8 protein-coding genes and 1 pseudogene are annotated in these 14,306 nt (G+C 54.7%); 2 read left to right on the top strand and 7 right to left on the bottom strand.

What is annotated here, in order from left to right; all coding sequences use genetic code 11:
* Positions 1-632 precede the first annotated feature (632 nt).
* Positions 633-1,160 (top strand): hypothetical protein, encoded by a 528-nt coding sequence (locus tag DC522_RS34225; protein WP_133239218.1) that lies wholly within the window; start codon positions 633-635, stop codon positions 1,158-1,160.
* A 293-nt stretch (positions 1,161-1,453) separates the two neighbouring features.
* On the opposite strand, the gene DC522_RS03150 is transcribed toward DC522_RS34225, so the two are convergent.
* On the bottom strand, positions 1,454-1,873 hold the full coding sequence (locus DC522_RS03150; RefSeq protein ID WP_116527249.1) for a transposase: 420 nt from the start codon (positions 1,871-1,873) through the stop codon (positions 1,454-1,456).
* Positions 1,874-3,003: 1,130 nt separating this feature from the next.
* On the opposite strand from DC522_RS03150, the gene DC522_RS03145 reads away from it, so the two are divergent.
* Positions 3,004-4,032, top strand: a complete 1,029-nt coding sequence (locus DC522_RS03145) for a DUF1906 domain-containing protein (protein WP_116527248.1) — start codon at positions 3,004-3,006, stop codon at positions 4,030-4,032.
* A gap of 331 nt (positions 4,033-4,363) precedes the next feature.
* Here DC522_RS03145 and DC522_RS03140 read toward each other — a convergent pair whose 3' ends face one another.
* From DC522_RS03140 to DC522_RS03120, 6 genes and pseudogenes are all read right to left on the bottom strand, one after another.
* Positions 4,364-5,875: a phospholipase D-like domain-containing protein gene (locus DC522_RS03140; protein ID WP_116527247.1), complete on the bottom strand. Its 1,512-nt coding sequence runs from the start codon at positions 5,873-5,875 to the stop codon at positions 4,364-4,366.
* Positions 5,863-7,161, bottom strand: a complete 1,299-nt coding sequence (locus DC522_RS03135; RefSeq protein WP_116527246.1) for a phospholipase D family protein — start codon at positions 7,159-7,161, stop codon at positions 5,863-5,865. The genes DC522_RS03140 and DC522_RS03135 overlap by 13 nt, the downstream gene beginning before the upstream one ends.
* Positions 7,142-8,083 (bottom strand): hypothetical protein, encoded by a 942-nt coding sequence (locus DC522_RS03130; RefSeq protein WP_116527245.1) that lies wholly within the window; start codon positions 8,081-8,083, stop codon positions 7,142-7,144. The genes DC522_RS03135 and DC522_RS03130 overlap by 20 nt, the downstream gene beginning before the upstream one ends.
* Before the next feature lie 599 nt (positions 8,084-8,682).
* Positions 8,683-9,213, bottom strand: a pseudogene (locus DC522_RS35745) (transposase); the annotation flags it as partial.
* A 3,145-nt stretch (positions 9,214-12,358) separates the two neighbouring features.
* Positions 12,359-12,571 (bottom strand): hypothetical protein, encoded by a 213-nt coding sequence (locus tag DC522_RS34585; protein ID WP_165820033.1) that lies wholly within the window; start codon positions 12,569-12,571, stop codon positions 12,359-12,361.
* Positions 12,572-12,903: 332 nt separating this feature from the next.
* On the bottom strand, positions 12,904-14,106 hold the full coding sequence (locus DC522_RS03120; RefSeq protein ID WP_116527244.1) for a hypothetical protein: 1,203 nt from the start codon (positions 14,104-14,106) through the stop codon (positions 12,904-12,906).
* Between the last annotated feature and the right edge of the window lie 200 nt (positions 14,107-14,306).

Raw genomic sequence — 14,306 nt, 5'->3', positions numbered from 1 at the left:
GCAAATGTGCCGACAAATGCGGTAACGTCGATCTGCTCGGGTTATCGACTTCAAGTTGTGCTGCGAGTGCCGCAGCGGTGAAACGCAAGTCGCCCTACCCGAAAGTGAAAGGGCTCGAAGTCAAATAGGTCAGACTCGATCAGAGGAACTCTCCACCTGAGCAGGGTCCCCGAACACTTCGTCGGGGCACGGGACACCAGACTACGCTCGGTCGTAGTAGGCTCTTAGGGTGGCGCTGAGGGATCACTCGCATGAAGCGGTTCGCTTGGTCATTTGTGTTCGGGGCATCCATACTCGCTTGTTTGCTCCTGCCCGCTTTTGCACAAGCTCCTTCTACGAAATTTCCGTTGACCTGCTCGGCCTCAGCACCTGGAGGCTGTGACCGGTTCCAGGATTATTGGGACCATACGAATATAACCCAGTGGTACAATTGCGCTTTTCCGCCCCAGGCAAAACAATGTTGGCCCTCTAGCGCCTATGTCATCAAGGCGTGTAAACAGAGTCCAATCGGGCTTGACTTCATACGCGCGCATGACGTGACGTCTGACCTATTTAGGAAGTCGTACAACAACGGGGACTTCAATGTCGCGCCAAATTTAGTTCATGTTTGGGAGCATCTCAATGCAAGTCTGATGGACATCACATATCCGATTAGCAACAAAACGACCATACAGGACGACGTGGCGAAGCTTAACATCAATGATCCGGTAGCATTTGGGGCAATTGCCGTGCGCCACACTGCCGATGTCAATGATTTACTGAAAACCTTATCGCCAATTGCAATAAATCTGCTAGCGTGCACTGATATCGAAAAACGAATACCAGGTTTTGTGAAAGCGGCCCTTTCGAAAGTGATGCTGCTTGGAGGTGTATGGTTCGTGGAGGCCCCGCAGAACGAGCCGACTGCGAATGCGGTCGTTTACGACGGACCCGTTGATTTGCATCTGTCGATCATGAGAGACGATTGCGCCGGGCCGGCTAGCCGGCCCAGCGTGCTCGTTTCCGGCAACACAGAAGATGGGAATAACTTCAGCATGCAAATCAATGTTGGTGATCCTCCAACTGATGTGACCGGAAGCCGGATTAGTGTACAATTGATAAGGGGACCAAAAGACTGGACTCGCTACCAATGTGCTGCTGGACGCCTAACGGTTAAGTAAGCGGGCGTGACCTTCAGCGCTCCCGAGACAACACGCCCGAGCGCAACCTTCTCCACTACGAATACGTCCGCGGGGCGCCAAAGGCGTCAGGATCTGTTCGCGTGGTTCGACCTTCTCGACGCGCTGGAGGCCGACCCGGCGACGGCGTCGGAAGGCTTCCAAGGCGCGACAGTGCGGTACGTCACAGCCACTCCATGGCTAGAGCATCGGACTGGAAACTAGACTCCTGGGCTTTTGGGCTGATGTGACCTGTGATGCACTTCGTCGGACGGGAGATGGATCATGGGTCACTGCTATTCTCTCGATCTTCGGGTGCGGGTTGCAGCCTTCGTGGAGGCGGGCCATTCCTGCCGGGCTCGCATGCGTGGGCGGTTTTTTGACCGTGATCGCCCGCGCGTGGAGAAGCGCCAGAGCGTGCCGATGCCAGCCGAGACGCCACGCTCCTGCCGTAGCCTCGCCTGCATCTCGTGAAGGCTGATGTGAGAACGGGCATCGATCAGTTCCAGGAGAAAGGCTGCATGCGCATCGAGCTTGGAGCCCTTGGGCTGACCCTGCCGGCGCGCCGTCACTTCACCGGATCGGGCGCGGCGCACCCAGAGGATAGTGGTTGAGACACCAGTGCCATAGTGGGCAGCTGCCTGCCGCACCGAGGTGCCGCCCAGGGCTGTCCCAATGACCCGCTCCCGCAGGTCCCGCCTGTAAGCGCGTGCCATGCCGTGCCCCCAATGTCCGGAGACAAGCAAGCTACATCAGATCTCAGAGCGGAATCCCTCTGACTCGGAATAGCCGGAAAAGGCTCTAGCATTCTCATCTACACGCGGCGCTCAGGCAGGAGAATGTGCCGACGAATGCAAATTTCTCTTGTAGTTAGCGACAAGTGGGCTCGCTACGGTTCAGATGAATAACGCTCCCCTCCTCAGGTGAGTACTTGAGGATCTCGAATCCATTCTGAGCAGGGCCGCGTTACCTCCGAAGCCATGGAAGAATTACTATAAATAGCTCCATTCTTTGACGCAGTACCCACCCCTGACGATTAGAATGCGATTAGCGAAGAAATGTTGCTGATTCGCTCTAATACTTACGAGGTTTAGAACTAATACTGCTTTGTCCAGCAGACCCTTTTGCATAATTGCTAAGTCGTGGAATAAAATCGCAGATATATGAACTTTTTTAAGAGGCTGATTCTCATGAGAATAGCTGCTTCTATAGCTCTCGCTACGCTAGTGCTCGTTACCTCACCTGCACTTGGGCAAGGCTCAACAGAAGAAATAATATCTGAGATAAAAAAGCGACTGCCGCCGACAGTGGAAGAGCAGAGGACCGTCGTGCCACTGTTGCCGCAATCTTCTCAACAAATATTAGATATGCTCTCTGGAAAGCCTCTAGAAACTCCAGTCCTATATCTTCACTCTCGGGTAAAAGGTACGTGTGCTTACTACTATGCAAAGCATGAGCACGAAGCCTACGTCACACAAGGGTCTCCAGAAGGTTCTCGTATACCGGTGAACCGGATAGTTTTGCATTCGTCTATTGGTGGAAACCATCAAGACAAGGCCTGCGAGAACACGGAATGGTGCGCTCGAACTGAGGAAGAGTTTAACGCAGGCTGCCGCCAGAGCTGCGTCTCGGCAACTGCTACGTACAATGGGATAAGCTGGTCCACCGAGAGGCGATGCATTTGGTAAACACTTGGGGCATGTCCGACGCTTGCTGATGAACCGCTTCCTACAAGGTTCCGACCTAGTGGCCATTTGATCTCGGTGAACCCGCAACCAAATTCGGCGAGATAATTCTGTCACTCGTCAACCGGAAAGTGGTCGGATAATTCACAAATGATAGCCCATTGGCTTACCTATGGAATAGCATAGTACTTACCAGAGTATTTGGCGATACATGTGGCGATCGCGAGACCAGAGTGGAGCTAACTAGCCGGATTGTTTGGCTTGAGGAGAGGCATGCGGTGATCATTGACACTCCAGAACAGACCACAGCAAAACTTCCATGTCTCTCTGCCCGTGATGTCAAAACAGTCATCCGATACTATGCACGTGATACCTCGTGGCCGTCGAAGCGCCTCACACGCCGAGAGGCAGAGCGCCTCATTGAAGCTGGAATAAGCATCGCTGTTGTTCATCAGGGCAAGGGCAATAAGCCGAGTTCGTTTTCAAAGCCACTCGGCAGGCTCGACGGTGCATATGCCCGGCAGTATGCAGTTGATGTTATCGGGCAACCGGAAGGATCAGTGATTTACTTCGCCGTCGACTATGATGCCGGGGCAGACGACGTCGGAGATCTTATTGTCGAATATTTTATAGGAGTGAAGGAAGCGTTCGAATTTGCTGCGGGTATGACTAACCATCGAGTTGGTGTCTACGGAAACGGACTAGTGTGCCAGACATTGCTTGACCTCGGACTCGTGGCACATACGTGGCTGTCGCAGTCAACCGGACATCATGGCCATAGGGAATTCAAAGCGTCGGGCCGCTGGTCTCTCTTTCAGAATATGCCTTCGGAGCTCTGCGGGCTTGATGTCGACATAGACGACCTCAACCCCAGGCTGTCGGAGTTTGGATCATTCGACAGACTCGAAAATCCTCTTTCTCCCGTCTGGACTGCGTTCAGAAGAGGTGCTTTCCATGAATTAGGTCCTGAGAGCTTCGACGAAGTCGCCATACAATCATCTGTTGTGAAGCGCGGTGGCGTTGGATTGCACGAGGGACCCGGATTGGAGTTCCAAGTTAAGCAGCTGTTGATTGCCGGAACGATAGTTCGAATGGTTCGCATCTACGGCGATTGGGCGCTTGTCGATCTTGTTGGTGATGGGCTTATCGATGGTGCCGTCCATCGTGCGTTCCTTATGCCGACAGCATAACGATCCCAATACAAAGTCCGGTATTTCCCCATTCGCGTGAAGATTGGGCTGTTCCAGGGCGGGCCGTCGGATTGCATATTCGAGTGGTTCTGCTCAGCGTACCTAGTATGCTGCCATAACTGCGGCTCTGAAGCTGGCGTCTGAATGGACACCAACGCTGAATTAACGGCGTAACTGGATCGCCCACTTAGGGCAGATTAGCCTCGTGCACCCGTCGCCGATATCAGCTGTTAGTGATTGGGGCATTCACTTCGGTGCTAGTGCTGCCACAAAACCGCGGTGTTTCGCACTGTCGCTCGACCACTGGTCAGTTTCTCCGATAGGGCCTTCCTCAATCCTCCTCAGACACGCCGATTGCAGATGCATGCTCACTCTCCTCCACACCACGATCCCATACAGCCGGGCAATATGTCTCGCGATTTACGCGGTTTGCTGCCGCGAAACGTAGCACAGACTTCGTAAATGCAAGCGCAACAACTTGGCTATTAAGAAAAAGAATGTTTTCTCGGTTGCTCTCGAACGCCGTCTCGGAGAAGTTTGCGCTCCCAGTAATGACGACCGCCTCTGCTTCTAGGCCATCAACGATCAAGGTTTTCGTGTGTAGCAATCGATATAACCGTGACTTCTCGATCCGCGCATCGTCTGTCGAAGAGCCCTCAAAGAAGTCTAAGACGTCCCCGCCAAGGCTTTCTGCCTGCGCACGAAACAGGGGATAGAATCTGGCATCAATAAGACCGTGAACACCGACACCACTTCCAACCCCGCGCTCATAAATTTTCTTTATCAGCTCTACATGGGTAAACGAAAAAAACTCGAAATAGATGCTGCGTCTCGCGTGACTCAAACGTTCGGAGACGTAGTGGATAGCTGTAGGATTGGGCAGGAACGCCACACTAATAGGGAATCCGCAACTCAAGCTCATAAAGTCAAAATGGCCTGCGACGGGTTCCCGAAGCCGAGCTGCGTCGTCCGAAGCACTACCGCTTCCGCCCCAGAGTGAGTCGAACGCGCGCAAATACCCGCCAGCAATTTCGACGTTCTCGATTGTGAGAAGATGCTGTCTGTGTCCCAGTTCGGCCCCAACTGCCCTATCGAACGTCGACCCCTCCGCACCCGACACTGTGAAATTATACGAACCCGTCAGTACGGACCTTCCGTCAGCCACCATGAATTTATGGTGCATTCGGCTTGAGCCAGGCGCATAATATTCTGGAATGTTATTCGCCTGAAGCGGTTCTTTTAACATTCCTCTGGCCAGCACTGCCGTGTCATTGAAAAGACGGCGCCCCGAATAGTATGTATGCCTAGGAACATCTCTAGCAGTGCTTGGCAGTTGATTCCGGAGGCGGATCTTCGTCGGCCCTTCGAGCGCTTCAATCGGCGCGTCGGCCTGCAAGAAAACATCGTCTGCAGTACCAATTGCACCGTCTAGACCCCGTCGTAACTGTTCTAAGACGATACGCCTCGATAGCGCTCGATAATATTCTTCGCCTCGACTGCCATTTAGGACATCCGAGAGGCTATCCTTCGAATCGGTGAATACTCTTACTAGAACTCCTCTTGCCGCCGCGTCCAGAAGCGCAGTGACGATGACCGGATGGTCTAGGTCATGGGCCGCCACGGCCAAGTTGGCTTTTGTGTTCGCTATAAAGTCCGCAATCGCTTGCACGAGAGCGTTCGGCTGTAATGCGGCGGCAGAAAGTCCGCTATTCTCAACGAAATCAATGCTACATTGACCGGTTCGGACCAAATTTTCAGCTCTAGCCTCTCTAGCGTTCAGCAGAGGGCTGAGAAGCAGGAAGAGCAAAAGACGGGTCCGTCCCGCGAGTTCTAGTTTCCGCATAAGGGTATCTCACCGGCAGGTTTAGCAAGATCAGACCAATAATGTTCGAAGGAAGAGCGGTAGGTCGAAGTCATCTTCGGCTGATTCAATAAGTAAACAGCTTCAACATTGCCACCGAAACCACCACACGTAAAGTTAGCTGATCCGGTCAAAACGCTAGGTGTGCCAGAGCCTAAGAATACCATAAATTTATGGTGAAATCGGTGTGAAAGGGCACCTGCTGCATTCGTCTGCATGTAGCGAATTTCGGCTCCGGCATTCTCTAACTCTGCATACCAATGCTTATCTTTTCGCGAGAGATTTGTGCCACAAACATCATCATCAGTGATTATGCGGACCCGCTTCCCGTTTGAGAGCGCTTTTCGGAGAATTGTACTGATGCAAGGGCTTCCCGCGTTGTACCCAGCAACGTCGATTTGTGTAGCTGACCCAGCCTCATAGGCAAGTTCGGCAATTATTGTGTCTATTTCGAACGGCAATGTATAGAAGCGAACTGGATCGGCTACGTTGTGGGTCGCGTTGCGATGAAAAAGGCATAGGGAATATGTAGCACCGACACTTCTGAGGTCGAAGGCTTCACCGGTCGATCGCCCATGTAGGGCATCGAAAAAGCACCGATGCCGTTGGACGAGAGCCGCCTTCGGACTGGCCACAACGAAGTTGTAATTCTCGAAGTTCGCTGTGTTTTGGTTGTTACTTGGATCCGAAATAAACTCTGTTGAGATTTTGAAGTTGTCGCTGGTAAATATGATTCCATAACTAACTCCACCGGCATATTCGACAAATAGAATCTTGGGATGAAAAACGTAGTCTGGCGCCGACTCGTCCTCGGGATTGTTGGGCTGTCCAGTGGGAAAGACGGCCAAGTCTGTATTTGTATCGGCCAAACCAAATCTTGCCACGAAACGTGTATGCATTGCAGTTGCACTGCCCGCATCGGTCGTAAACCGGATCGGAGCAGCAGAAAGGTCGTAAGCTTTCGTAAGTGCTTGAAGGAGAGCCTCGCGCACAAAGTATGAGGCGCCGTCAATAGACGTCACGTCTGACCGCACCAAGACCTCCTCAATGGTCCTAGCTAGAGGTAGATTCGCTTCAAAGGTTTTCTGCCAGTCCTGAAGACTATTGCAATAAACCCCGGCGGGCGTACTGCCGCTCGGCTCGCAATCGGGCATCGTGAAAATCGAGAGCTGTTTGTTTTCTGTGGGCTTATTCTGCCCAATAGCGCCATTGGTGGACAGAGCTAGGGTGAAGGCAAGAACAAGGCCTCTAGTAGCAATCGAAAGCATCGTTGACCGCCTGTAGGATTGCTTCGATTGCAGCCTCAATCGCTACGTCCCAATCAACGTCAAATACTGCACTTATGTTCAGCTCAAGAGTTTCGAGATCTCCTCCGATAATGAGGCCCCAATCCTCATCAATAGGGATTTTGATTCCCCCACGCTCTGGATCGATCTCCATATCCCAAGGAAGATCCAAGCCATCATCATCTTTGTCCTGCTCAGACGTGCGGTTTGTGGCTGGTCTGTATTCAGTGAAAATCACAGATCGATCCAAGCCGCCCGGCTCAGCGCCAAGCTGCGCCATCTTGGTCAGTACACCCAACACTTTATATACAGGCGCTTCGTCGGATAAGCGCGCGCGTCGCGTATTTCCGATCGACTGGATCAGCCGAGCTTGTATCTTAGGGTCGCCATCCGGCTTGCCAATAAGGGAGTAGGAGGCGGAAAGGGAAGCAAAAACCTTCGTATCAATTGGCTTCTCTAGGATCGTATTTAAGTCGCCACCGTGCCTCCTCACATAGAGAAGCAAATTCCTTAGAGCTGCTTTCACTACGACATATGACCGATTTGCCTCTACAATAAGTGCTAGAATTCTAAGGTGCTCTTCCCGATACTCCTCATATGCGATCAGATCTCCACCAGTCTTGTACGCTTCCTGAAGTCGGCGCACTGTGGTCTCGAATCTGTTTCCGTTATTATTGAAGAATACGTAGAAGTTATGTGCAATTGTATACTGCAAGGCTGAGCCTCTTGCGGTGTACAAATCTGCAATTGGCTGAACAAAAAGATAGAAAGTCGTCCACAACCCGACAACTTCGCTAAAATTTGGCGTTCGATTACGTGAGTAATACTCGATAACCCAGCGATTAGTCGGGACTGACCCGATCCGCTTCTCAAGATAGTCGGCAAAAGCGCGGATAGTCTCCATTGGTTACCTCCGACTATATTGACAATATAAAGAAATCTTATGGGCCTCGGTGGCGAGCAGCTTCCAACTAGGCCGCAACCAAGCGGGCAGTCAGTCTTTGATCTCAGAGGCAACACTCTCTCATTCTCTCGTTTGACCTGTGCTTAATACGCAATCAAGCTCAACCGATCTCATTAGCACAAATTGGTCTGCGTAGATTTCGACAACCTTTCACCCTTTTGAACTGGAAATGAGGATAACATCACAGCTATTTTGGGATGTGGCTTCATCCAAGTCGATGTAAGATTCACCGCAGACCGGGTTTGCTACGAAAGTACGACCTCGTCAGCTTACCAGCCAGGGCGCTGTCCCATTTTTGAGCTTAGAATGTCCATGATAATTTTATCTATTGAGCATGAGGTCGCGACGATGTTTGGCTTCCGGTCGCGTGAATAGGGAACAACAATCTAACGGCTGGGCTTTCTCTAGCAGATGACGGTAAGACGTCCCTCAAGATCTTGCTTCGTGATCTGCCGAAATTTGAAGGCGGTTGTGCATGTTGGAACGCTTCTCCAGCAATACGTTCATCGGAGTCGTATCCGGCAGAGCTGGGCGAGGGCCTCGCCAGCATAGCCGCCTTCATTGAACGCTCTGGCAGTGAACGGAAATGAACGCCACGACACGCGAAAGATCATAGGTACGCCATCCCGACCCTGAATATCGGCGGGCTGCGTCTACAGAACCGGTCTGCGTCTGTTGGTGTCGATCGTCACCTGACACTTACGGCCTTTGATCTTCTTAGCAGTTCATTGCCTCTTGGGCTGCCGCTCTCAGTGGTCTCTACACTTTGGCAGTCAAGCACAGCGGCTGTGGGCGAGGCCTCCCGCCCGTCTCGCTCGCGATACGCCATAACAAGAAGATGATTGATGGCCTCGAATAGACCGGGGTCACGCCACCTGCTAAATCAGCGGAAGACAGTGCTCCTGGGCGGCAAATCAGAAGGCAAAGCAGCACGTAGACGATGGCGTTCAGGATCTCTCGGGCGGACAACGCCGTGTGCGTCCGCGGGCGTGCGGCTCAGGCAGGAGCAGCTCAATTAGCGCCCATTCGGATTCGTAACGCAACCCGTCGCGGCTATAAGGTCCGCTCACCCTCCCCCAGCAGAAGTTGGAGCTTGCAGTATTCTCCAGAGCCTGCCAGCGATTTGGCTCCTTTCAGGAGAATGTTCGAGCCCCGTTTCTCTCCCTCCGCCACCTAATTTTGCGACAAAATCCGTGAGTATTACAGATGCTTAAGGCAATGTCGCGGCCCGCCTGTCTCACATCCTATCCCACACGCAGCCGAAGAGCGGCACTTCTGCTTCGTGCTTCGCCCCTTTCTGAACGGCGAACTGAGATCGCGCCCTTTCTCGGGGCACAACCGAACAGCTCTGTCCTCACGACCGGAGCGACCCGACACGTTTCACCGGAATATTCGCGGGAGCACCAAGTATAGTTGGGCGATGATGCTTCGTGGGCTCCGCGCCGAATACGGGCCGCACGTCAACTTCCCAAATCTGGAGGTGGAGGCCTCTTTGCGCTACTTCGCCCGAGAAGCAGTAAAGGAATCCGGCTTCTCTGCCAGGAGATCGGCCCTTTCTTGAGACGAGCTGGCTCGTCGCCCCAAGTCAGTCGCAGAGACGATGTTCGTGCGGCCGATTGGAAGTCCTGAGGAATCCGGTCCTTACGGGAACCCACTGGATCACAGGTCGCAGATGGGACCCAGGCATGTCTGCGGCATCGAGGGGCCCTCAGAAACCGCTTACACTGCACAGCATCGCCCCCACCAACCTCGTGGGGCTTGAGCCCTTTTGAAGGTTGGGGGTGGGTAGTCTACAGCCTCGGACCCACAAGTGGATTTGCACTTTTGGGACCGATCCGATGCTTTCTCCTTCAATGAGAGCATCGTTGAGAGCGGAACCGGAGGTCCGCACGATGCTCTAGCGATCATGTCGCATTCGTGTTCGGCCACAGCAGCAAGGATATGGATGGTGAGCTTAGTGGCCTGTGGGTTGCACAGGCCACGAACTCCACGCCGCTCTTCATGAAGTTCGCAATGAACGCAAGATTGCGAGAAAGCTATCCATCCTTGCGATGACGAGTGTGGCCCTTCGTTTCTTGCAGAGAGCAATGGCAGTCCGAAGCTGCTTGCGCTCATCGTCCCTGCACTCTCGTGTTCCTCAAACTCTCCAGAGACCTTGTGCTTGCCTTCGTTGAGCCAAGAGATGACCGCCGCCAATAGGTCTTTTGAGCTATGGGCATACTGCTGTTGCACCCTGGTTCGAGAATTGACTACGGGTCACTCCCAAGCAAAGCTCACCTAGAGCATCGTGCTTAAAAAGCGGCCCCGGTTATTCGCGAGCGCGGCCCTTCGGGTCGCTTTCAACGATGCTCGGCTTGAAAGAGGATGCATCGGATCGATCCCCAAAGTGGAATCCACTTTTGGGTCCGAGGCTCCAGGAAGGCGGAGGAGGTGACCATGCTCGAGCGCCTGCTCGTTGGAGTCGCAATTGCCCTAAGCACTGGTCCGGCAATGGCGGATATCATTGTGGATCAAGCAATGATTACGGCGGGCGAACTGCGTGTTACTGGCCGGTTGAGCAGGCCACGTCAGACTGCGCTAACCCTCGACAGCGAACATCAGACGAGAAGCGATGCGAGCGGGCGCTTTGCCTTCCGTGTCATTTACCATCCTGCCGATTGCATTATCACACTTCGGGCGGACGATGAGCAGCGCGAGGCCGTGATTGGGTTCTGCGGCCAGAGAGGACCTGAAGGGCAGCGAGGCGAGGCCATGCCTCGACAGGCATCCATCGAGCAGCCTGCTGCAGTTGGTCCCCCAGGGCCTCCCGGTGTTCCTGGCCCGCAAGGTCCGCCCGGGCCTCAGGGGCCCGCAGGTCCGGCCGGGGCCGATGGGCCACCAGGCCCGCCAGGGCAGGTGACCTCCAACGGACAACCTGGACCCGCTGGTCCTCCGGGACCTCCTGGACCGGAAGGACCTCCTGGACCGCCAGGACCGCAGGGGCCCCAAGGGCTTGCAGGTCACCAGGGACCTCAGGGGCCGCAGGGTGTTCCTGGCCCCCGAGGAGAAACTGGCGCGACGGGGGCTCCTGGACCAGCCGGTCCGCCCGGCCCAGATGGACCACAGGGGCCTGAGGGACAGGCAGGTCCGCCCGGCCCTCTGGGCCCAGCGGGTCCCACCGGGGTGGCGGGTCCACCTGGACCTCCCGGTCCTATGGGACCTGAGGGCAAGTCCGGGATGACAGGCACCATCCTTCGGGTTCTCGTTCAGCAATGCGCGCCAGGAGGACGATGCACAGTCCGATGCGATGATGACGAATATCCCGTTGGCGGTACATGCAACCGTGGCGACCAGTTAGCCATGGATGAGAACAGTGTGTTTTGTTTCTCCGTGAGTGAGAACGAAGGCGGCATGCGCGCTAGGGCGATTTGCGCCAAAAAGTGATGAACCGTTCTCCTTGGGCATCGTGCCAACGGACAGGCATTGATGCTTCGCGCAAGTGTTGAAAGCGAGAGATTGCAGCGCGCCCCCGCTGAAAACAGAATGCACGATGCGCTGCTCTATGCAGGGAGCACCGGCTCGATCCCAAAAGTGGATTCCATTTTTCACGTCCGAGGTTCTAGCCCCGAGTTCTTCAGGCCGCCCAACACAAACACTCTACTGCGCATAACGAGGAGCCTGCCAACGAAGTTTAGCTAAGAGCCACGACCGTTCCGATGGCATTCAGCCGACATGCGACCTGAGACTGGCGGATCTGACGTGCATTCGCCCGCGCGTACATGACACGCACTTCGATTGGTGCTGTAAATCCTCCGTCTGGCATACGGATGGCTCGCCCGGCGCTCGCCGCCTCCACCCTTATCGCTCCATAAGGAAGCGCTGCCGTCACGATGGAGGCGCGACAGGCTTGGACCATTCGGCTTGGGGTGCCAGCTCGCGGAGCAAGCGGGTCAACAAAGCCGGTCCTCTCGGCACCGGATGGCTCGAAGCGCGGGATAAGAGGAGATGGCAAACTCAAGTTGGCACTGCCCGCCGGCGCTGTCGGCAATGCCGATGCAGGTATTGCGCTTGTTAGCGTCGTCGCACGCGGAGCTGCCTGCACACCAGATGCGCCTGTCATATGATTGGTTGCTGCGGCGGGCACTCCCCCGGATGTCCTGGCACTGTTGGTGATAACTGCCCCGCCGGTGCTGAGGCTGTTCAAGCCGCCAGCTCTATTTCCGCTGTTGCCTTTTCCTATACCCTGACTTCCCTCACCACCAGCGCTACGGCCGCCTGTTCTGCTATCGCTATTCGCGCCGGCTTGATTGCCAGTTCCTCCAGTATTTCTTTCGCTGTTGCCGTTGCTTCCGTTGCGTCCGCTGTTTCCATTACCTTGGCCTCCACCTCCTTTTCCTCCATCCCCGCCATTGCCCTGACTTCCGCGATCGCCTTTACCGCCGCCTCCACCTCCTCCGCCCTTGGCGAAGACAGGCTGAGCTGCCAGCATCGCGATCGCGATGAGTGAAACGATTGATACGCGATGCATGGCTCCTCCTGGTAATTACCCGAGACACACACGCCCGCGCAGGTCTCGATCGCCTAATTCTGATTTGACGTTTCTCCCGGAGACGCCCTGCTCGCGCACAGGCCGCGAAGATGACGTTTGGAAGGTGCCGGTTGGAATGCCTCAAGGGATCCGCTTCGGACTGGGTCGCGTTCTAGTAATTTCCGGAATTCATATACTTCTTGCATGTCTTGGATCATTGGTGCCGCCACCTTGACCGGGAGTTGATCGGGCTTCACCAAAGTCCATCGTCGGGCAGCAGGGCACTCGGCAGACTAAGGGCGCCAGGACTGCGTACAACAAGAACATCCTGGGTGAGCAAACGAGGTCGCTGGCTTGCTTTGGGCGAAGCTTTCTCGGTTGACTGTAAGCGCTGGCCTGGAGACTCCCGCCTCCACTTGGCCACGTTTGCTGCCTCAGGCTCCGTCCGGTACTTGCGGCTGAGAACTCGCGCAGTCGCTGCATTACTGTCTGGACTGTCCGGTCTCGCCCGTAATCTTGCTCCAGGCTGCAGAGAGACTTGCCGGGCCCTGCCGTTTGTTCCGCTTTTATCGATATCCTGACGAGTACCATGCTGTGCATCCTCCCCCCGCGCCTTTGGAGGTGTATTTGTCTCCAAAGGCAGTTGGAGATTCGGAGTTGTTAAAGGCAGCTCTTCGCGATTTTTGAAAAGAGGATCAGCAGAATCTTGATCCTGCCTCATCTCCAATTGGCCCTTGGTCTTCATCCCATCACTGACTTGCGCTGTGAGTGCAGCGAGTTGAACCTTTACGGACTCTAGTTCTTCACGCGCGGAAACAGCCTCCTCCCTCTCCTTCAGAGCTGCTCTTCGATACTCAGCTATCAACTCTTCGTTTGCTGCTCGGCGGGCAAGCTGCTCCCGGAGAGTTCTTTCGTCCTCCTGCTGCCTAGTGGCAGCCAGCTGACCTTTTACGGCCTCTAGTTGTTCACGCGCGGCACTAGCCTTTTCCCTCTCGCTCTCTTCTGCTTTCTGGGCTTCAACGACACTCGCTCGCAAGTTTTCCAATTTCTCATGCGACTCGGCTGCCTTGAGCAATGCATTCTCCGCCTGCTCCCGTAACACCTCGTGTTTTTCTTTCAGGCTGGCGATCTGTCCCTGAAGGGATGCTACCTGCAACTGTGCAGCGTCGGCACGATTTCTCTCCCGGTCAAACGCTACTTGAAGTACAAGAGCCTCAACCTCGCCACCCACGGCGATATCATCAGGTTCCTGTGACGCGAGCAGAGGCAGATTTTGCCACCTGCCAGCAAGCGAGGGAATCGAAATGGGCGGATCCGAGATCCCAATATGGGCTCCGTCGGTGTTGGAGTACGCATCTGTCGAACTCGAGGAGCGCTCTTCCGTTTTCCGCCTGCCCTCTGCAAAATCGGGCAATAGAGACACCATGACGCCCCCTGCAACCAGAGCGCCAACCATGCCCCACCACCTCGTACCTCCGGAGGTAGCTGGGGTAATCCTCTCGCGATGTGTCGCACGAGAGTGCTGCTTCCTTTGCCAAACCATAGGAAATCCCTGGTCGCTTCATGCTTTACAGCGATGGCTATGGCTCACGACGCATAGCCTGAACGCAGCTGCAATGTGCCGCTTCGGTGCCTCACATTGACGGCGATCCATTA

Source organism: Microvirga sp. KLBC 81 (genome assembly GCF_003075415.1).
Classification (GTDB): Bacteria; Pseudomonadota; Alphaproteobacteria; order Rhizobiales; family Beijerinckiaceae; genus Microvirga.
Note: the sequence above shows the minus strand (reverse complement) of the source record. Positions and strands in the feature narration are given on the sequence as shown.